This is a genomic window from Bosea sp. PAMC 26642 (genome assembly GCF_001562255.1).
Taxonomy (GTDB): Bacteria; Pseudomonadota; Alphaproteobacteria; order Rhizobiales; family Beijerinckiaceae; genus Allobosea.
This window is the reverse complement of sequence record NZ_CP014301.1, coordinates 2,324,963-2,343,449: the sequence shown is the minus strand read 5'-3', so window position 1 is coordinate 2,343,449 and position 18,487 is coordinate 2,324,963. Positions and strand designations below refer to the sequence as shown.

Below are 18,487 nucleotides of genomic sequence, written 5' to 3'. Positions count from 1 at the left end.
CGGGCAGATGACAGATGAACGTTTTGGCGCAGCGCCGGTTCCTGAAGATGAATGGTCTCGGCAACGAGATCACCGTGCTCGACCTGCGCGGAACCAGGCTGCGTGTCGAAGCGGACGACGCGCGCGCCATCGCAGCCCAGCCCGGCGCCCGCTTCGACCAGCTCATGGTGCTGCACGATGCGTGCACGCCAGGGACCGACGCCTTCATCCGCATCTACAACACCGACGGCTCGGAGGCCGGCGCCTGCGGCAACGGAACGCGCTGCGTCGTCTGGGCGATGATGGCCGATCCCGTCATGGGCGACCCCAGCCGGACCAGCCTGACGCTGGAGACCAAGGCCGGCATTCTGCCCGCGCGGCGCGACAGCGACCTCGTCTTCACGGTCGACATGGGCGTGCCGAAGCTGGCCTGGAACGAGATTCCGCTGGCCGACCCGTTCCACGACACCAGCCGATTCGAGCTGCAGATCGGCCCGATCGACGATCCGATCCTGCACACGCCCTGCGCGGTCAACATGGGCAATCCTCACGCCGTCTTCTTCGTCGACGACCCCTGTGCCTACAATCTCGAGCAGATCGGGCCGCTGCTGGAGAGCCATCCGATCTTCCCCGACCGCGCCAACATCGAGCTGGCCTCCGTGAAGGCCCCCGATCACATCGTGCTGCGCGTCTGGGAGCGCGGTGCCGGCATCACCCGGGCCTGCGGCTCGGGCGCCTGCGCGGCGCTGGTTGCGGCCGTGCGGCGCGAACTCTCGGAGCGCAAGGCCATCGTCAGCCTACCGGGCGGCGACCTGACCATCGAATGGCGCGAGCGCGACGACCATGTCCTGATGACCGGGCCGGTCGAATTCGAGCATGAGGGTGTGCTGGAGGCCGGCTGGTTCGAGGCCGCCGCCTGATGGCGCTGGAGGTCGTCACCTTCGGCTGCAGGCTCAACATCGTCGAGGGCGAGGCGCTGCGCACCCTCGCCGAGGCGGCGGGGCTCGACGACCTCGCCGTGGTCAACACCTGCGCTGTGACGAACGAGGCGATGCGCCAGGCGAGGCAGGCGATCCGCAGGCTCAAGCGCGCAAACCCGGACCGGCCGGTTGTGGTCACAGGCTGCGCCGCGCAGATCGACCCTCACGCCTTCGCCGCCATGCCGGAGACGGCCCGCATCCTCGGCAATGCCGAAAAGCTGGAGGCTAAAAGCTGGAACGCTCTGGCCGGCTCCAACAGCCTGAACGCCTCGGGCAACACGCCCGCCGACAAGATCGCGGTCGGCGATATCATGGCACGGGCGACGCTCGCTTTGCCGCCGACGGGCCGCGCCAGCCGCCAGACGCGCGGCTTCGTCCAGGTCCAGAACGGTTGCGACCACCGCTGCACCTTCTGCGTCATCCCCTTCGGGCGCGGCAATTCGCGCTCGGTCGCGCCCGCTGCCGCCATCGCGCAATGCCGACGCCTGGTCGAGGTCGGCGCCCGCGAGATCGTCCTGACCGGCGTCGACCTGACGAGCTATGGCCGTGATCTGCCGGACACGCTGAGCCTGGGCTCGCTCGTATTGGCGATCCTGCGGGAATTGCCGGAACTGCCGCGCCTGCGCCTCTCCTCAATCGACGCCGTCGAGGTCGACGACGAGCTGCGCGAGGCGATCGCGAGCGAGCTGCGCCTGATGCCGCATCTGCATCTCTCGCTGCAGGCCGGCGACGATCTGATCCTGAAGCGAATGAAGCGCCGGCACGGCCGCGACGACGCGATCCGCTTCTGCGCCGACATGCGAAAGCTTCGCCCCGACATCGTCTTCGGAGCCGACCTGATCGCCGGATTCCCGACTGAGGACGAGGCGATGTTTGCCCGCTCGCTCGACCTGATCGACGCCTGCGGCCTGAGCTTCGTCCACGTCTTCCCTTATTCGGCGAGGCCCGGAACCCCGGCAGTACGGATGCCTCAGCTGCCGGGCGAGATCGTTTCGGAGCGCGCCGGACGCCTGCGCGCGGCCGCCAGCGCCGCCCACGACCGCCACCTCGACGACCGCCTCGGCCGTCCGCTCTCCGTCCTGACCGAGCGCGGCAACACCGGCCGCGCCGAGGATTTCACGCTGGTGCGGTTCAGGAGCGACGTCCCGGCGGGAGAGATCGTGAACGTGACGGCGGATCGAGCGGGCGAGCGGGCGCTCATAGCTGCCTGATCAGACGGCCATTGAGACCGACCGTACATCCCTGCACCATCATTGCTGCGATGAGCGATAGCGACGAAGCGATCCAGCGGGCGTCGTGCCACTCTGGATTGCTTCGCTGCTCGCAATGACGGGTCGGAGTCTCAGCGCAGTTCGGCGCAGAAGCGCTGGATGCGGCGGCAGGCTTCTTCCAGTTTCTCGTCCGAGGTCGCATAGGAGATGCGGAGGTTCGGACCGAGGCCGAAGGCGGTGCCATGGACGGCCGCCACGGCTTCTGATTCGAGCAATCCGATGACGAAATCCTCGTCGGTCTCGATCGTCTTGCCGTTAGGCAGCGTCTTGCCGATCAGCCCCGAGCAGTCCGGATAGACGTAGAAGGCGCCTTCCGGTGTCGGGCATTTCAGGCCGCGAGTCTGGTTCAGCATCGAGACGACGAGGTCGCGCCGGCGCTCGAAGGCCTTGCGGAAGACCGGAATGTGCTCCTGCGTGCCGTCCAGCGCCTCGACCGCGGCCCATTGCGAGATCGCCGAGGTGCCCGAGGTCTGCTGGCCCTGGACCAGGTCCATCGCGTTGATCAGATGCTGCGGTCCCGCCGCGTAGCCGATGCGCCAGCCGGTCATGGCATAGGACTTCGAGACGCCGTTCATGGTCAGCGTGCGCTCGTAGAGCGCCGGCTCGACCTGGGCAGGGGTGACGAATTTGAAGTCGCCATAGACGAGATGCTCGTACATGTCGTCGGTCAGCACCCAGACATGGGGGTGACGCATCAGCACGTCGGTCAGCGCCTTCATCTCGGCGTGGGTGTAGGCGGCGCCCGACGGGTTCGACGGCGAGTTCAGGATCAGCCACTTGGTCTTCGGCGTGATCGCGGCCTCGAGATCGGCCGGCTGGAGCTTGAAATTGTTCTCGATCGTCGCTTCGCAGAAGGTCGCCGTGCCGCCGCAGAGCGCCACCATCTCGGGATAGCTGACCCAATAGGGCGCGACGCAGATGACCTCGTCGCCGGGGTTCAGCGTGGCGAGCAGGGCGTTGTAGATGACATGCTTGCCGCCGGTCGAGACGATGGTCTGGCTCGCCTTGTAGTCGAGCTCGTTCTCACGCTTGAGCTTGCGGGTGATCGCCTCGCGCAGCTGCGGGATGCCGGGCACCGGCGTGTACTTCGTCTCGCCGCGGCGGATGGCGGCGATGGCCGCTTCCTTGATGTTGTCTGGCGTGTCGAAATCGGGTTCGCCGACGGAGAGCGAGATCACGTCCTTGCCCAGCGCTTTCAGGTCGCGCGCCTTCTGCGTGATGGTGATGGTCGCAGACGGCTTCACGCGCTTCAGGGCGTCGGCAAGAAAGGCCATGGGATTGTTCTCCGGATGTGCGGATCGATGAGCGCCGGCAGGCGCGCGGGTGGTTTAGGACTCCGGAGCCGGCATCGCAAGCCAGAGTGCTTGATCATTGGCAGAAGCAGCGTGAATTCGTAGGCACCCAGTGTCTCCGGGTTCGTCGTATCGCCCTGCTGGCCAGAAACGTGCATGGTGGGGGGACAGGCTGAGGGGCCACCCACCACAAGCGCGCTCGGCCGCGCGGAGAGCAATCCTTTGAAACTCAGGATCGGCTACGAACTCGACTACGACTTTCCGCAGCCCACTCCCGTCATCCTGATGCTGCATGTGCATTTCAGCCGGGTCTCCGATCTCGCCGAGCCCGACCATATGCGGATCAGTCCCTCGGTTCCCGTCAGCGCCTATCGCGACAGCTTCGGCAACTGGTGCACCCGGTTGCTGGCGCCGCAGGGTGCCATGCGCATCACGGCCGACGCCGTGATTTGCGACAGCGGCCTGCCCGAGAGCTTCGACCGCAGCGCCGGACAGGTTCCAGTCGAGCATCTGCCGGAAGAGTGCCTCGTCTTCCTGCTCGCGAGTCGTTTTTGCGACTCCGACAGGCTGCTGGATCTCGCCTGGCAGCTGTTCGGGCATACGCTGCCGGGTGCGCCGCGCGTTCAGGCGATCTGCGATTTCGTCAACCAGCGCATCGCCTTCAACTACAACGACGCCAGCGTGACGCGCACGGCGTCCGACGCCTACGCGGAAGGCCGTGGCGTCTGCCGCGATTATGCGCATCTCGCCATCGCCTTCTGCCGGGCGATGAACATTCCGGCACGTTACTGCACCTGCTATCTCGGCGATGTCGGCACGCCGCCGCCCTATCCGCCAGGCGATTTCGCGGCGTCCTTCGAGGCCTATGTCCAGGGCGGCTGGCAGATGTTCGACCCGCGCAACAACGTGCCACGTATCGGGCGTGTGCTGATCGCGCGTGGACGGGATGCGGCCGACGTGGCGATCGCCACGACGTTCGGGCCGAATATTCTGACGGGGTTCAGGGTCTGGACCGACGAGGTGGTGGAGGCGTAGCGGGCCTCGGGAGGCCGGTCTTGGGAGTGCGCGGGGGCTTGCCGTCATTCCGGACAAGCCGCGCAGCGGCGTCGATCCGGAATCCATCGTCGAGCACCGCAGTGCCTTACGATGGATTCCGGGTCTCCGCTTCGCTGCGCCCGGAATGACAGCGCTTTATCTTGATCACGCCTAGCTAGTCGCGAAACAGCCGGGCCGAGTCCGGCTTCTTGGCCCGCAGCGGTGTCTTGCGGGTCAGTCCCTTGGCAGCCGGGGTGCCTTCACCTTCGTCGGCCGAGGCCTCCGGCGTGACGACGGGCGCGGGTGCGGCAGGCTTCGGGGCGGTCTTTTCGACTTCGGCCGGGTCGATCGTCTTGAAGCGGATCATTTCTTCTTCGGTCCGCCCGCTGCCTTGGCGACAACAGCTGCGAAGGTCGAGGGCGCTGCGGCCGAGACCTTGGGCTTTTCCTTCTTCGGCTTCTTGGCTTCGCGATTGCCACGCTGTTCTTTCGCCATCGTCGGGCTCCTGGTGTGGAGGGCTGCGGGTCGCGGCCCCTTGCTATCGTGCGGAGGCATGGACCCGGTCTTCGCGACTTGGTCCCTGCGTCGATCGGCTATCGGGTTGTAGGCTTCGCCATGGGCTGCCGGCATTCGCCTGCCGCGGCCGGGCCCGGCGGAATCCGGGCCTCGTCATGGTCGAAGCAGGCTACGAGTCTAGGACAGCCGCGCGCCGGGCGCACGCGCTTTCTTGACGCGGCACGCAAGACGTTCAGCGAATACCCAAGCCGAAGCTCGGCTCGACCGCGTTGGGCGACAGCATCACCGCATTGGCATGCCCGCCCTCGAACAGGGCGAAGCGCACGGCGTCCTTCCTGTCGCGAAAGATGCCTTCGGCTCGGCCTTCGAGATCACGCGCTACCCAGAAGCCGCCTTTCGACTGTCCGACCAGAAAGAGGTGACTCGCGGCATCGAGCGGCGGGTGGAATGGCTTGGATTGGCCCATGTCCAGTCTCTTCAGTTCGCCAGCGCGAACCAGGCGCGCAGCCCGATGAAGCCGGCGATCGCCAGCGTGATCAGTGCGAGGACGCCGAGTTCGGCGGCGATCAGGCCGATCATCGGTCGCCTGCCGCGCAATGTGCCGTAGACGGCTTGGGCGCGGCGCTGCTGCGAGGTGTGGGCGGAGTGGGTCTGCATGGTCATCGTCGTCTCCATCGATGCCGCAGATGTAGGTGCCGCGCCCGTAAACTTGCGATGTCGAAGATGCCTGCCGTGCATAAAGCCGGCGTAAAGGCCGGGCTTGCGCCGGTCCTGCTTCCCTGCGAAGGGCTGCCGCCATGGACAGCCCGAAGCCGATCGCGATCTATGTCGATGCCGATGCCTGCCCGGTGAAACCGGAGATCTACAAGGTCGCCGAGCGCCATCGGCTCCGCGTCTTCGTCGTCGCCAACAGCTTTATGGCCGTGCCGCGCGAGCCCTGGATCGAGCGCGTCATCGTCTCCGACGGCTTCGACGCCGCCGACAACTGGATCGCCGACAGGGTTTCGCGCGGAGCGATTGTGATCACCTCGGACATTCCGCTGGCCGATCGCTGCATCAAGGCCGGCGCCGACGTCATCGGCCCAACGGGCAAGCCTTTCACCGAGGCCTCGATCGGAATGGCGTTGGCGACGCGCGACATGATGGAGGATCTGCGGGCGATGGGGACGGCGACCGGCGGCCCGAAGCCGTTTTCGCCTCGCGATCGCTCGGCCTTCCTGCAGGCGCTCGACGTGGCGATCCAACGCCTGAAGCGCGCGGGGTTCGGCTGACATCATCGTGAGGTGGAGCGCTGCTACGGCGCGCCTCCGGCTCTGGACGCATCGCGGCTTTGTCCGTAATCCTCGCCGGATCAAGACCTTCTCGAAGAAGGGGCCTCCGGGAGGATATTCATGTCGCTGACCCGCCGTTCCACGCTCGCCCTGTTGGCGGGCGCCGCCCTCACGCCGTCCGTCGTGCGGGCGCAGAGCTTCCCCGCGAGGACGATCAGCCTCGTCGTGCCCTATCCGGCGGGCGGCCCGACCGACGCCATCGCGCGCTTCGTGGCGCAGGACCTGACGACTTCGCTCGGTCACGCCGTCGTCGTCGACAACCGGGCCGGAGCCTCGGGAGCGGTCGGTACCCGGGCCGTGGCCCATGGTCCGGCCGATGGCTACACCATCATCTTCGGCAACAACCAGACGCATGGGAACAACATGTTCCTGCTGAAGGAGCCGGGCTACGATGCGGTCAAGGATTTTGCGCCGCTTGCCGGCGTCGGCGCCTTCGAGCACGCCTTCGTGGTGCGCAAGGACCTGCCGGCCAAGGACATCAAGGAGCTGATCGCGCTTGCCAAGGCCGATCCCGACAAGCTCAACTACGGCTCGACCGGTGCCGGTTCCGGTTCGCATCTGGCCATGGAACTGTTCATGGCCCGCACCGGCATCAGGATGACGCATGTGCCGTTCCGCGGTGCGGCGCCTCTCGTGCAGGAAATCATCGGCGGGCGCATCGACATCGCCAATTCGACGCTTCCAAGCGTGCTCGAACAGATCAATGCTGGCAATCTTCGCGCGCTCGCCTTGGCGAGCCCAGAGCGCAACCCGCGCGCCAAGGATATCCCGACCCTGCGCGAGCAGGGCGTCAGCAATGCCGACGCCGATTCCTGGGCGGCCTTCTTCGCGCCGGCCGCCACGCCCGCGCCCGTGCTGGAGGCGCTGTCCAAGGCGATCCTGGCCTCGCTCGCCAAGCCGACCGTAACCGAGCAGATCCTCAAGCTCGGCTTCACGATGAAGTTACGCGATCCGGCCGCATTCAAGCCCTATCATCTCCAAGAAATCGCGACCTGGGAAAACATCATCAAGGCTGCCGGGGTCAAGCCCGAGTAAGCCCGGGAGAGGTTGAAGGCATGGCCGGACGGATCATCGGACGGCGCCTCATCCTCCTCTGCGCGCTGCTGCTTATCGCGGTTCCTGCACTGGGCAGCGAGGCGGACCGGGAGACGCTTTGGTCGACGCTTTCAAAACCCGGCCATGTCGTGCTGATGCGCCATGCCGACGCGCCGGGCACGGGGGATCCGGCTTCGTTCCGGATCGGCGACTGTGCGACCCAACGCAATCTCGGTGAACGCGGCCGTGCCCAGTCTCGTCATCTCGGTGAGGAGTTCCGCCGGCGCGGCATCACGGTCTCCCTCGTCCTGACCAGTCAATGGTGCCGGGCGCGCGAGACCGCCAGGCTGATGGACGTCGGGCCTGTCGAGGACGAGCCGGTTGCGCTCAATTCGTTCTTCGGACGAGCGGGCGAGCGCGAGGCGGCCACCGCCGCGCTGCGCCGCAGGCTCGCCACCCTCCCGTCCCAGGCCTCGACCGTCGTCATGATCAGCCATCAGGTCAATATCACCGCCCTGACCGGTATGTTCCCGGCGTCGGGCGAGATGATCGTTCTGCGCCGGGCCGCAAGCGGCGAGTTCAGCGTGATCGGACGCCTGCCGTCGCCATGAGCGGAGCCGGGTAAGTCACGTCGGCGTGACCGGCCGGCAACCCACTGGCGCCCGGCGCCGTTGTCTCTATCTCTGAAACGACGCCTGATCGGGAGACGACAATGCGCCGGCATCTCTATGCCATCGGCCTCTTGGCCTCATCGATTCTTCTAGCGCCCGCCGCCGACGCGCAAGCACAGCGGCGCTTTCCATCAAGCGCGGGCGAGCTTGCAGTCGATACGGTTACGAGCGGGCTGGAGAATCCGTGGGGGCTGGCTTTCCTGCCCGATGGCGCGATGCTGGTGACGGAACGTCCGGGCCGGCTGCGGCTGGTCGCCAAGGACGGCAAGCTCTCGGCTCCGATCACCGGCGTGCCCAGCGTCATGGCGCGCGGGCAGGGCGGCCTGCTCGATGTCGTTCTCGACCCGAATTTCGCGCAGAATCGCCTGATCTACCTGTCGTTTGCTGAGCCGCGGGCCGGTGGCAACGGCACCAGCGTCGCCCGTGCCCGGCTGAACGAGCGCGCCACCGCACTGGAGGGGCTGACCGTCATCTTCCAGCAGATGCCGACGATCAGCAGCAATATGCATTTCGGCTCGCGGCTGGTCTTCGATCGCGCCGGCGCGCTCTTCGTCACGGTCGGCGACCGCTACGGCCAGCGCGACCAGGCGCAGAACCCGGGCAATCATATCGGCAAGGTGATGCGCATCCGCCCGGAGGGCGGGGCGCCGGCCGGCAATCCCAAGAAAGACGGCTGGCAGCCCGAGATATGGTCGATTGGCCATCGCAACGTGCAAAGCGCGGCGCTTCACCCCGAGACCGGCCAACTCTGTACGGCCGAGCATGGCGCGCGCGGCGGCGACGAGGTCAACACACCCAAGGCCGGGCTGAATTATGGCTGGCCGGTGATCAGCTATGGCATCGACTATTCCGGCGCCAAGCTCGGCGAGGGAACGGCCAAGGCCGGCATGGAGCAGCCGCTGTTCTACTGGGATCCGTCGATCGCGCCGTCGGGCGCGGCGTTCTACACGGGCGCGGCCTGGCCGGCCTGGAAGAACTCGCTCTTCGTCGGGGCGCTTGCCGGCCAGATGCTGGTGCGGCTGTCGACCAATGGCGAGAGCGTCACCGGCGAGGAGCGGCTGCTGACGACGATCGGCGAGCGCATCCGCGACGTCCGACAGGGGCCCGACGGCTTCATCTACCTGCTCAGCGACGATGCAAACGGCAAGGTGCTGCGGGTCCGTCCGGCGCGGTAGGCGCGCTTACGGCCCGCAATCCCATTCGTTCTCGATGACGAAGACGTTGCGCTGGCTCAGGCTGCCGTCTGCGGCGTAGAGATCGCCGACATAGTAGGCGGTGCCGGCGCCGTCGCGGGTGCTCCGATCGACCTGCAAGGACCAGCCATAGCCGACATGTTTGCCGCTGCGCCAGTCGCGATGGATGGCTCCAGGCGAGGCCGAGGAGAGGATGCGGGCAGTGTCGTCGCTCGGGCTGCAGGTCGGACCGGCAAGAACGGGCGCGCCGGTGATGGTCGCAAGGCAGCAGGCAATCAGGGCAGGCTTCAGCAAGGCTCGTCTCTCTCGTTCTGTTCGACGCGACTCAGGTGATCGCGGCCAGCCGGGTGTCTTGCGACAGAACAAGGCACCAATGCGGCTCGAAATCGGCCCCGAGCGGCCAGACCTGATCCTTGAAGATGTCCAGCATCGCGGCCTGGTAGCGCTCGAACCAGCTTTTCTGGCAGAGGACGAATTTGGTTGCGGCGACGATGGTTTCGCGGTCGATCACGCAGAGCGGAACGATATCGGGATTGGCCTCCAGATAGGCCTGTACCGCGACCATCAGGGTCGGGTAGCCGGGATGGAGCATGTCGTCGAGGACGATCAGCCCGCCATCCTTCAGGCAGGCGGTGGCGAGCGCCAGATCCTTAAGCAGGGCGGCGCGCGAATGCTCTCCGTCGATATGGATGAAGCGCAACTTGGCGCCCTTCGCATGGGCCAGCAGGTCGGCGGGCGCCATTGCGCCGGCGTCGGCCTTCACGGTGACGCGGCGATCGGGGCCGATGCCATGCTTCAGGCAGTTGGCCTCGAAGCGGTCCTTCACCTCCGGGTTCGGCCAGGAGAAGATGTCGATGCCGAGCGCGAGTTCGCCCGGCTCCAGCGCATGGGCGAGCGCGATGAAGAAGCGACCCTCGAAGGCGCCGATCTCGGCGATGGGGCCGCCGATGCCCTGCTCGGTCTGGAGGCGCAGCAGCCGGGCGCTGATCGCGGCGGCGAAGCGCGAGGACATGCCCGGTACGCTGTCATAGCCCTCGGCAAGATAGGCGGCGACCGCTGGATGGCCGGGCGAGGGGACAGGTTGCATCGCACTCATGCCTTGGCTTGGAAGATGAAGAAGGCGCCAGCCGCAATCAGCGCGAAGCCGATGGCATGGTTCCAGGTCAAGGATTCCTTGAGCCAGAACACCGAGAAGCCCGCGAAGACGGTCAGGGTGATCACTTCCTGCATGGTTTTGAGTTCCGCCGCGGAATAGACGGCGGAGCCGATGCGGTTGGCCGGCACCGCCAGCATATATTCGGGCAGTGCGATCATCCAGCTGGCGAGGATGGCGAGCCAGATCGCCGTGCTTTTGTAGCTGAGATGGCCGTACCAGGCGAAGGTCATGAAGACGTTCGAGCCCACCAGCATGACTATGGGCAGGATGTGGGCTGACGAGATGGCTGGCATGGCGCGAAACGTTCCGATATGGGGCCGAGCTGGAGCCTAGCCCGGTATAGGAGGCGACGGCAGGGAGAACGCCTCAACCGAAGCGGAGTTTCAGCGCCAGGATCGACAGCACCAGAACCAGCGTCAGCGTGTTCGCCACGACGACGGGCCAGGACGAGATCATCAGGCCATAGGTCAGCCACATCGCGGTGCCGGCGGCAAAGAGAACCTGCATCCAGAGCGATATCGAACGCGTGTCGCGAGTGCGAATGGTGCGCCAGGCCTGCGGTACCCAACTTCCCGTCGTGAGAAGCGCTGCGACGAAGCCGATGATCTCGATGGTGGAGAGCGTCATGGTTTTGCGGTTCCAGGAAGGCGCAGGGCGACATAGCCCGATTCGGGCATGCGACGTTCATAGCGAGCATGGTTAACCTCCGTTAACTCGCCCGCCCTAGTTTCGCTTCACCTTTGCGATTCGGTGAACCCATGCGCGCGCTTCATCTGGCCTTGCCTCTCGTCCTGATCGCTTCGGCGGCACAAGCGGATTTCCAGTCCTGCCTGTCGGGCCTGCGTTCCGACGCTGCCGCCAAAGGCGTCTCGGGCACGACGTTCGACCGGGCGATGGCGGGCGTTCAGCCCGACATGAAGGTGATCGAGGCGATGAACAACCAGCCGGAGTTCAAGACTCCGATCTGGGACTATCTCGGCACGCTCGTGGACGACGAGAAGGTGGCAGAGGGCCGCGCCATGCTGCGCCAGCACGCCTCGACGCTGGCGGCAGCCGAGCAGCGCTTCGGCGTCGATCGCCACACCATCGCGGCTGTCTGGGGCGTCGAGAGCGATTTCGGCAAGGCACGCGGAAAAATGCCGCTGGTGCAGGCGCTCTCGACCGGGGCCTGCCTGGCGCCCCGCCGAAACGCCTTCTTCAAGGGCGAGTTGCTGGCGACACTGCAGATCATCCAACGCGGCGACGTCGCCGCCGACCGGCTGTTCGGCTCCTGGGCGGGCGCGTTCGGGCATACCCAGTTCATCCCCTCAACCTATCTCAGGCTCGCCGTCGACGGCGACGGCGACGGCCGGCGTGACCTCGTCGATTCGATCCCCGACGCGCTGCATTCGACCGCCAATTTCATGGACAAGGCCGGCTGGGTCACCGGCGCGACGTGGGGCTACGAGGTCCGTGTTCCCAACGGCTATTCCGGCCCGACGGGGCGCAGTCCCAAGCAGCCGGTCTCGAGCTGGGCCGCGCGCGGCATCGTCAGATTCGACGGCTCTGCGCTGAGCGGTTCCGGCAATGCCGGGCTGCTGATGCCGGCTGGACGCGAGGGGCCGGCCTTCCTCGTCTTCAAGAACTACGACGCCGCCTACAGCTACAACGGCGCCGATTCTTATGCGCTCGCCATTTCGCTCCTGTCGGACCGCCTGCGCGGCCGGCCGGGCGTGCAGGGTCAGTGGCCGACCGACGACCTGCCGCTTTCACGCGAGCAGCGTCGCGAACTGCAGCGTCTGCTGATCGGGCGCGGCTACAATGTCGGCGAGCCCGACGGCGCGGTCGGTGCGCTGACACGGACAGCGATCAAGGAGATCGAGGCCAAGCTCGGCATGGCGCAGACCGGGCGGCCGGGCGAGAAGGTACTGCGGGCGCTGAAGGGCGGGCGGGTTTGAGCTTCTCTCTGCACGGTCGCTTGGTTCATGATATGCTGGGGCGAGAGGAGCAGCAGTCATGCAAGCTGTCGTCGATGATGCCGGCCAGATCATTCTCCCCAAGGACGTGAGAGACAAGCTCGGTCTGAAGCCGGGAAACGTCGTCGATGTCGTCGCCGACGATGAGGGCGCTGCCGTCATCCGGAAGGTTTCGGGTGTGCAGAATGTGGAGCCCGATCGCTTCGAGCGTATGCGCGGATCGTTGAATCTGGGAATGACGACGGATGAGTTCATGGCGCTGATACGAGGCGAGGATTGACGACACTCGTCGATACCAACGTCCTGATCGATATCATTCTCGACGACCCGATATGGGCCGAGAGTTCCTTGTGAGAGATCAGGGCCGCATCGGATCGAGGCGATTTGACGATCAATCTTATCGTCTATGCCGAACTCGCGGCAGGATACAGCCAGCTCGAACAACTGGACGAACTGCTCGCGGTACGGCGCATCGGCATCACGGACGTTCCGAAACAGGCAGCCTTTCTAGCCGGCAAGGCGTTCAAACGCTATCGTGCGGCAGGGGGCTCACGAACCGGCGTCTTGCCGGACTTCTTCATCGGCGCGCATGCCCAAATTGAACGGTTCCCGCTTCGGACCCGCGATCCGCGTCGCTACCGAACCTATTTCCCTTCGGTCGAATTGATCGTGCCCTCGCACTGAGCGCTTCGATCGCTTTACGACCTTTCCCTTGCCTGGAACACCTTCATGCGCCGCCTGATCTCCACCGGTTCCCCCTTCGAGACTGCCTTCGGCTATTCGCGTGCCGTGATCGATGGCGATCTCGTCTTCGTTTCGGGCACCACCGGATACGACTACGTCACCATGACCCTGCCGGAGGAGGCCGCCGAGCAGGCGCGCAACATCTTCCGGACGGTGGAAGCCGTGCTGAGCGAGGCCGGATCGTCGCTTTCGCGCGTGGTGCGGGCGCAGTATTTCGTCACCGACCGGAGCTATTGCGAGCCGGTGCTGGCGGTCTGCGGCGAGATCTTCGGTGCCATTCGGCCCGCGGCAGGCATCTATGTGGTCGCAGGCCTGCTGAAACCGGAGATGAAGGTCGAGATCGAGATCACGGCACGGTTGCCGACGGTGTCGGCCGAATCCTGATGGGTCGGCCCGGCCGATACCGTGGCGACGGTTGACGTCTGGTATATCTCTTGCTTGAGTTGGCGCAGCCATCGCCGCCCTGGGGCCAGAAGGAGACACTGCCATGCCGATCGACCGCCGCAAGGTTCTGCAGGGAGCGACCGCGCTTGCCGCGTCCGGCTTCATGCCCAGCCGTAGCTTTTCGCAGTCGCGAGCGGCTGCCTTGCGCTTCATTCCCTCGACGCCGCTGCCCTCGCTCGATCCGATCACGGCAACGAGCTATGTCATCCGCAATCACGGATACCTGATATATGACACCCTGTTTGCCACCGATGCGCAGTTCCAGATCAAGCCGCAGATGGTCGAGGCCTGGGAAACATCGCCGGACGGCTTGAAGTGGAGCTTCCGCCTGCGCGACGGGTTGGCCTTCCACGACGACGAGCCGGTGCGGGCCCAGGACTGCATCGCCTCGATCGCGCGCTGGTCGAAGCGCGACGCCTTCGGCCAGACCTTCGCGACCTTCGTCGAGGGCTACGACGTCATCGACCAGCGCAGCTTCGCGATCCGGCTGAAGAAGCCCTTCCCGATGATGACGGCGGCGCTTGGCAAGCTTTCGTCCAACGTGCCGTTCATCATGCCCGAGCGCGTCGCGGCGACCGACCATCTGAAGAACATCACCGAGGCGGTCGGTTCCGGCCCGTGGCGGTTCATGGACAAGCAGTGGATCCCCGGCCAGAACGCGATCTACGAGCGCTTCGCCAAGTACAAGCCCCGCGAGGAGGCGCCGTCCTGGGCGGCCGGCGGCAAGGTCGCCAAGATCGACCGGATCGAGTGGCTGGCGCTGACCGAGCCCGCCGCGGCCGTGGGCGCGTTGATGCAGGGCGAGGTCGACTGGTACGAGCAGCCGCCGGTCGATCTGCTGCCCGTGCTCAAGGGCAACAAGGACGTCGCCATCGAGAACGTGCCGCTCGGCCTGTTCCTGCTGATGCGCTTCAACCAGATGCAGCCGCCCTTCAACAATCCCGGCATCCGCCGCGCCATCATGATGGCGGTCAACCAGACCGACTACATGGAGGCCGTCGTCGGCAACAAGGAATACTACAGCGAGGCCAAGACCTTCTTCTCGCCGGGCTCGCCGATGTCGACCGGCGCCGGTGGCGCGGAGGCGATGCAGGGCAATCTCGAGAAGGCCAAGGCCATGCTCAAGGAGGCCGGCTACAAGGGCGAGAAGGTCGTCCTGCTCGCGCCGGCCGACCAGCCGATCGCCTATCAGCAGTGCCTCGTGACCGAGGACCTGTTCAAGAAGCTCGGGATCAATGCGGAACTGGTCGCCACCGACTGGGCGAGCTTCATCGGCCGGCGCGCCAATCGCGGCGCGCCCGATGCCGGCGGCTGGTCGGTCTTCCACACGCTGTGGTCTTGCGCCGATACGCTGAACCCGGCCCTGCATCCGCTGATGCGGGCCAATGGCGGCGCGGCCTGGTTCGGCTGGCCGGAGGATACGCAGATGGAAGGTCTGCGCGACGAATGGATCGCGACGCCGGATGCGGCCAAGCAGAAGGAGATCGCGGCCTCGATCGAGAAGCGCGCCTTCGAGTTCGTGCCTTACGTTCCCGCCGGCCACGTGCAGCAGCCCATGGCTTATCGCAAGAGCTTGACCGGCATGGTGCTGTCGCCGGTGCAGTTCTTCTGGAACATGGAAAAGAAGGCCTGAGGACGCAGCTTCTCTCGTCGGACTTGGACGCCGGCCCTCGCGGGCCGGCGTAAAATCGGTTATCGTGTCGGCATGAACGATATTGATGCCCGTCTCTCTCCGGACGAGGTCGCGCAAGCCCGCGAGCGCCGGCTCGTGGCCATGCATCTGCAGGAGATCGAAGGCAATCCGCTCGATGCCGACGACATCGCGATGTTCGAGATGTTCGAGCGTGAAGGGTGGTCGCATGAGCGCTGCCGCGCTCACATCATGGAACGGGCGGCCATCGCAAAGTCTGCCCGTGCCGCCGAATGAGCGATCAGGTTTATTGCTACCCGCCTGATTTTACCGTTCTGATCAACAAGCTCGATGTGCAAGATGGCGGACGGCTCGATGCGATCGAACGTGCTTTCGTCGTTCAGCGAATGCGCGAAGCCATCCCCACCGGCAACTTCAACCTTACCCATCTGCGCGCCATCCACCGCCATCTCTTCCAGGACGTCTATGACTGGGCGGGCGAGTTGCGCAGCGTCGAGATAGCCAAGGGCAAGAGCCAGTTCCAGTTTCGCCGCTATATCGAGACCGGCATGGCCGATGTGCACCGGCGCCTCGTCGGCTGGCGCTACCTGCAGGGGCTCGATACCGAGACGTTCGCTGTGCGGGCCGGCGAGATCATCGGCGACCTCAACTATGTCCATCCCTTTCGCGAGGGCAACGGCCGGACGCAGGCGCTCTATCTGGCGCAGCTCGCCGCGCAGGCCGGCCACCCCCTCGATCTGCGCCTGATCGTGCGGGCCGAATGGCTGGCGGCCTCGATCGCGGCGCATCGCAGCGACTATCAGCCCTTCGCGGCCTGCATTCTGGCGGCGCTTGCGCCCGGCCCCCCATCCCCCTAATCAGCCTCGCGAGGACAACGCGACAGACGAGGCGACACCATGGCGACCCACAAGCTTCTGCTCCTGCCCGGCGACGGCATCGGCCCCGAGGTGATGGGCCAGGTCGAGACCGTGGTGTCCTGGTTCGAGAAGCAGGGGCTGGCCTCCTTCGCGATCGAGAAGGGTCTGGTCGGCGGCTGCGCCTACGATGCCCACAAGCAGGCGATCTCGGAAGGCGACATGAAGCTCGCGCAGGATGCCGATGCCGTGCTGTTCGGCGCGGTCGGCGGGCCGAAATGGGCCGATGTGCCCTATCAGCACCGTCCCGAGGCCGGCCTGCTGCGGCTGCGCAAGGATCTCGGCCTTTTCGCCAATCTGCGCCCTGCGATCTGCTATCCGGCGCTGGCCTCAGCCTCGTCGCTGAAGCCCGAGGTGGTCGAGGGGCTCGACATCCTGATCGTGCGCGAGCTCACCGGCGGCGTCTATTTCGGCGAGCCAAAGGAGATCGTGACGCTGGAGGACGGCTCCAAGCGCGGCGTCGATACGCAAATCTACACCACGCCCGAGATCGAGCGCATCTGCGCGGTCGCCTTCGAGCTGGCACGCACCCGCCGCAACAAGGTCTCCTCGGCCGAAAAGCACAACGTCATGAAGACCGGCGTGCTCTGGAAGCAGACGGTCACGGCCCAGCACGCCAGGGATTATTCGGATGTCGAGCTGGAGCATGTCCTCGCCGACAATTGCGCCATGCAGCTGGTGCGCTGGCCCAAGCAGTACGACGTGATCGTCACCGACAACCTGTTCGGCGACATTCTGTCGGACGTGGCGGCGATGCTGACGGGCTCGCTCGGCATGCTGCCCTCGGCCTCGCTCGGCGCCGAGGACGCCACCACTGGCAAGCGCAAGGCGCTCTACGAGCCCGTCCATGGCTCGGCGCCCGACATTGCCGGCAAGGGGCTGGCGAACCCGATCGCGATGATCGGCTCCTTTGCGATGGCGCTGCGTTATTCCTTCGGGGCGATCGAGGCCGCCGACCGGCTGGAGGGCGCGATCGCCGACGTGCTCGGCTCGGGCACGCGCACCAAGGACATCGCGGCGCCGGGAGCGAATGCGGTCTCGACCAGCGAGATGGGGGCTGCCATCGTCAAGGCGCTGGAGGCGCGGGGGTAGGCTCTGCCCTTCTCCCCTTGCGGGAGAAGGTGGCTCGGCGAAGCCGAGACGGATGAGGGGTCGCGCGACTTTTCGAGCCGCATGAGGTGACGGACGCTAGCGACGAGCGGGGGTGCGACCCCTCATCCGGCGCTGCGCGCCACCTTCTCCCGCAAGGGGAGAAGGGAAGGCCTCTCCCCCTCGTGAATTGCGCGTGACAGCCCGGCGTGCGCTAGACTGTTGGCTTCCGAAACGGAGCATGTCCGTCCGATGCTGATCAAACGCCGCGCTGGCTGGGAGATGCCCGAGAGCCAGGCCACTCCCGAATCCGTGTTCATGAACCGGCGCAGTTTCATGGGCGCCGGCGCCGGCCTCGTCGCGAGCGCGGCGCTGCCGCAGATCGCCGCCGCGCAGGGAGCCGATCCGACGCTCGATCTGTACCCGGCGAAGAAGAATGCGGGCTACGCGCTCGACCGGCCGGTGACGGAGGAGGATCTGGCCGCGAACTACAATAATTTCTACGAATTCGGCACGTCCAAGGACATCGTCGGCGCGTCGAAGAAGCTCGTCACGCGGCCCTGGATGATCTCGATCGACGGCATGGTCGAGAAGCCGATGGAGATCGGCGTCGACGACCTGATCCGCAAGATGACGCTGGAAGAGCGGCTCTACCGATTCCGCTGCGTCGAAACCTGGTCGATGGCGGTGCCCTGGACCGGATTCACGGTCAAGTCGCTGGTCGAGTTCGCAAAACCGTTGGCGAGCGCGAAATATGTGAAGTTCGAGACCTTCATGAATCCGAAGGTCGCGCCGGGCCAGTCGCAGCGCTGGTATCCGTGGCCCTATACGGAGGGGCTGACCATTGCCGAGGCGACCAACGACCTGCCGCTGATGGTGACCGGCATCTACGGCAAGCCGATCCCGACCCAGCATGGCGCGCCCTTGCGGCTGATCACGCCGTGGAAATACGGCTTCAAATCGGTGAAATCGATCAGCAAGATCTCCTTCGTCGCCGAGCGCCCAAAGACCTTCTGGGAGGGGCTGCAGGCGTCTGAATACGGCTTCTGGGCCAATGTGAACCCGGAGGTTTCCCATCCGCGCTGGAGCCAGGCGAGCGAGCAGGTGCTGGGCTCACGCGAGCGACGGCCGACGCTGCTGTTCAACGGCTATGCCGAGCAGGTCGCGGGACTGTATAAGGGGCTCGAAGGCGAGAAGCTCTATATGTGAGGCTCTCGCCGCAGGGCGAAAT

24 protein-coding genes and 1 pseudogene are annotated in these 18,487 nt (G+C 65.8%); 16 read left to right on the top strand and 9 right to left on the bottom strand.

Annotated elements, in window-relative coordinates:
• Positions 1–14 precede the first annotated feature (14 nt).
• Together dapF and mtaB are read left to right on the top strand one after the other, a co-directional pair.
• On the top strand, positions 15–899 hold the full coding sequence (dapF, locus tag AXW83_RS11110; RefSeq protein ID WP_066613392.1) for a diaminopimelate epimerase: 885 nt from the start codon (positions 15–17) through the stop codon (positions 897–899).
• Complete coding sequence (gene mtaB / locus AXW83_RS11105) at positions 899–2,170, top strand: tRNA (N(6)-L-threonylcarbamoyladenosine(37)-C(2))-methylthiotransferase MtaB (protein WP_066613390.1); 1,272 nt, start codon at positions 899–901, stop codon at positions 2,168–2,170. The genes dapF and mtaB overlap by 1 nt, the downstream gene beginning before the upstream one ends.
• 131 nt (positions 2,171–2,301) lie before the next feature.
• Here mtaB and AXW83_RS11100 read toward each other — a convergent pair whose 3' ends face one another.
• Entirely contained in the window at positions 2,302–3,504 is a 1,203-nt protein-coding gene (locus tag AXW83_RS11100; RefSeq protein WP_066613388.1) for a pyridoxal phosphate-dependent aminotransferase, read from the bottom strand.
• Between the two features lie 240 nt (positions 3,505–3,744).
• Between AXW83_RS11100 and AXW83_RS11095 the strand changes: the two genes are divergently transcribed.
• Positions 3,745–4,557 (top strand): transglutaminase-like domain-containing protein, encoded by an 813-nt coding sequence (locus tag AXW83_RS11095; RefSeq protein ID WP_066613384.1) that lies wholly within the window; start codon positions 3,745–3,747, stop codon positions 4,555–4,557.
• Between the two features lie 175 nt (positions 4,558–4,732).
• Here AXW83_RS11095 and AXW83_RS11090 read toward each other — a convergent pair whose 3' ends face one another.
• From AXW83_RS11090 to AXW83_RS11080, 4 genes are all read right to left on the bottom strand, one after another.
• Complete coding sequence (locus tag AXW83_RS11090; protein WP_066613382.1) at positions 4,733–4,924, bottom strand: hypothetical protein; 192 nt, start codon at positions 4,922–4,924, stop codon at positions 4,733–4,735.
• Positions 4,921–5,052, bottom strand: coding sequence for a hypothetical protein (locus AXW83_RS28035; RefSeq protein ID WP_257722117.1), 132 nt, complete (start codon positions 5,050–5,052; stop codon positions 4,921–4,923). The genes AXW83_RS11090 and AXW83_RS28035 overlap by 4 nt, the downstream gene beginning before the upstream one ends.
• Before the next feature lie 253 nt (positions 5,053–5,305).
• Complete coding sequence (locus AXW83_RS11085; RefSeq protein WP_066613380.1) at positions 5,306–5,539, bottom strand: hypothetical protein; 234 nt, start codon at positions 5,537–5,539, stop codon at positions 5,306–5,308.
• A gap of 11 nt (positions 5,540–5,550) precedes the next feature.
• A complete protein-coding gene (locus AXW83_RS11080; RefSeq protein WP_066613378.1) occupies positions 5,551–5,736 on the bottom strand; it encodes a hypothetical protein in 186 nt (61 codons plus the stop codon).
• 134 nt (positions 5,737–5,870) lie between these two features.
• Here AXW83_RS11080 and AXW83_RS11075 point away from each other — a divergent pair, with 134 nt between their 5' ends.
• The 4 genes from AXW83_RS11075 to AXW83_RS11060 all read left to right on the top strand — a co-directional run bounded on the left by AXW83_RS11075 (position 5,871) and on the right by AXW83_RS11060 (position 9,285).
• Positions 5,871–6,344 carry a YaiI/YqxD family protein gene (locus AXW83_RS11075; protein WP_066613374.1) on the top strand — a complete coding sequence of 158 codons (474 nt, stop codon included), beginning with the start codon at positions 5,871–5,873 and terminating at the stop codon, positions 6,342–6,344.
• A gap of 120 nt (positions 6,345–6,464) precedes the next feature.
• Positions 6,465–7,439 carry a Bug family tripartite tricarboxylate transporter substrate binding protein gene (locus tag AXW83_RS11070; RefSeq protein ID WP_066613368.1) on the top strand — a complete coding sequence of 325 codons (975 nt, stop codon included), beginning with the start codon at positions 6,465–6,467 and terminating at the stop codon, positions 7,437–7,439.
• A 20-nt stretch (positions 7,440–7,459) separates the two neighbouring features.
• Positions 7,460–8,050, top strand: coding sequence for a histidine phosphatase family protein (locus AXW83_RS11065; RefSeq protein ID WP_066613365.1), 591 nt, complete (start codon positions 7,460–7,462; stop codon positions 8,048–8,050).
• A 101-nt stretch (positions 8,051–8,151) separates the two neighbouring features.
• Positions 8,152–9,285, top strand: a complete 1,134-nt coding sequence (locus AXW83_RS11060; protein ID WP_066613362.1) for a PQQ-dependent sugar dehydrogenase — start codon at positions 8,152–8,154, stop codon at positions 9,283–9,285.
• A 6-nt stretch (positions 9,286–9,291) separates the two neighbouring features.
• Here AXW83_RS11060 and AXW83_RS11055 read toward each other — a convergent pair whose 3' ends face one another.
• The 4 genes from AXW83_RS11055 to AXW83_RS11040 all read right to left on the bottom strand — a co-directional run bounded on the left by AXW83_RS11055 (position 9,292) and on the right by AXW83_RS11040 (position 11,086).
• Positions 9,292–9,597, bottom strand: coding sequence for a hypothetical protein (locus AXW83_RS11055; RefSeq protein WP_066613360.1), 306 nt, complete (start codon positions 9,595–9,597; stop codon positions 9,292–9,294).
• Positions 9,598–9,628: 31 nt separating this feature from the next.
• On the bottom strand, positions 9,629–10,399 hold the full coding sequence (locus AXW83_RS11050; RefSeq protein ID WP_082767067.1) for a class I SAM-dependent methyltransferase: 771 nt from the start codon (positions 10,397–10,399) through the stop codon (positions 9,629–9,631).
• Positions 10,396–10,752 (bottom strand): DMT family protein, encoded by a 357-nt coding sequence (locus AXW83_RS11045; protein ID WP_066613356.1) that lies wholly within the window; start codon positions 10,750–10,752, stop codon positions 10,396–10,398. The genes AXW83_RS11050 and AXW83_RS11045 overlap by 4 nt, the downstream gene beginning before the upstream one ends.
• A 73-nt stretch (positions 10,753–10,825) precedes the next feature.
• On the bottom strand, positions 10,826–11,086 hold the full coding sequence (locus tag AXW83_RS11040) for a SemiSWEET family sugar transporter (RefSeq protein WP_066613354.1): 261 nt from the start codon (positions 11,084–11,086) through the stop codon (positions 10,826–10,828).
• A 131-nt stretch (positions 11,087–11,217) separates the two neighbouring features.
• Here AXW83_RS11040 and AXW83_RS11035 point away from each other — a divergent pair, with 131 nt between their 5' ends.
• From AXW83_RS11035 to msrP, 9 genes and pseudogenes are all read left to right on the top strand, one after another.
• Positions 11,218–12,396, top strand: a complete 1,179-nt coding sequence (locus tag AXW83_RS11035) for a lytic murein transglycosylase (RefSeq protein WP_066613352.1) — start codon at positions 11,218–11,220, stop codon at positions 12,394–12,396.
• A gap of 58 nt (positions 12,397–12,454) precedes the next feature.
• Positions 12,455–12,694 carry an AbrB/MazE/SpoVT family DNA-binding domain-containing protein gene (locus tag AXW83_RS11030; protein WP_066613349.1) on the top strand — a complete coding sequence of 80 codons (240 nt, stop codon included), beginning with the start codon at positions 12,455–12,457 and terminating at the stop codon, positions 12,692–12,694.
• Positions 12,691–13,098, top strand: a pseudogene (locus tag AXW83_RS11025) (type II toxin-antitoxin system VapC family toxin). Before AXW83_RS11030 ends, AXW83_RS11025 begins: the two are co-directional and overlap by 4 nt.
• Positions 13,099–13,143: 45 nt before the next feature.
• On the top strand, positions 13,144–13,542 hold the full coding sequence (locus AXW83_RS11020; protein ID WP_066613346.1) for a RidA family protein: 399 nt from the start codon (positions 13,144–13,146) through the stop codon (positions 13,540–13,542).
• 103 nt (positions 13,543–13,645) lie between these two features.
• Entirely contained in the window at positions 13,646–15,235 is a 1,590-nt protein-coding gene (locus AXW83_RS11015; protein WP_066613343.1) for an ABC transporter substrate-binding protein, read from the top strand.
• 72 nt (positions 15,236–15,307) lie between these two features.
• Positions 15,308–15,529: a hypothetical protein gene (locus tag AXW83_RS11010; protein ID WP_066613337.1), complete on the top strand. Its 222-nt coding sequence runs from the start codon at positions 15,308–15,310 to the stop codon at positions 15,527–15,529.
• Positions 15,526–16,110, top strand: a complete 585-nt coding sequence (locus AXW83_RS11005) for a Fic/DOC family protein (RefSeq protein ID WP_066613335.1) — start codon at positions 15,526–15,528, stop codon at positions 16,108–16,110. The genes AXW83_RS11010 and AXW83_RS11005 overlap by 4 nt, the downstream gene beginning before the upstream one ends.
• 39 nt (positions 16,111–16,149) lie before the next feature.
• On the top strand, positions 16,150–17,259 hold the full coding sequence (leuB, locus tag AXW83_RS11000) for a 3-isopropylmalate dehydrogenase (RefSeq protein ID WP_066613333.1): 1,110 nt from the start codon (positions 16,150–16,152) through the stop codon (positions 17,257–17,259).
• Positions 17,260–17,508: 249 nt separating this feature from the next.
• The gene (gene msrP, locus AXW83_RS10995) at positions 17,509–18,465 is read left to right on the top strand and encodes a protein-methionine-sulfoxide reductase catalytic subunit MsrP (RefSeq protein ID WP_066613324.1); all 957 of its coding nucleotides are present in this window, start codon (positions 17,509–17,511) and stop codon (positions 18,463–18,465) included.
• Positions 18,466–18,487: the final 22 nt, after the last annotated feature.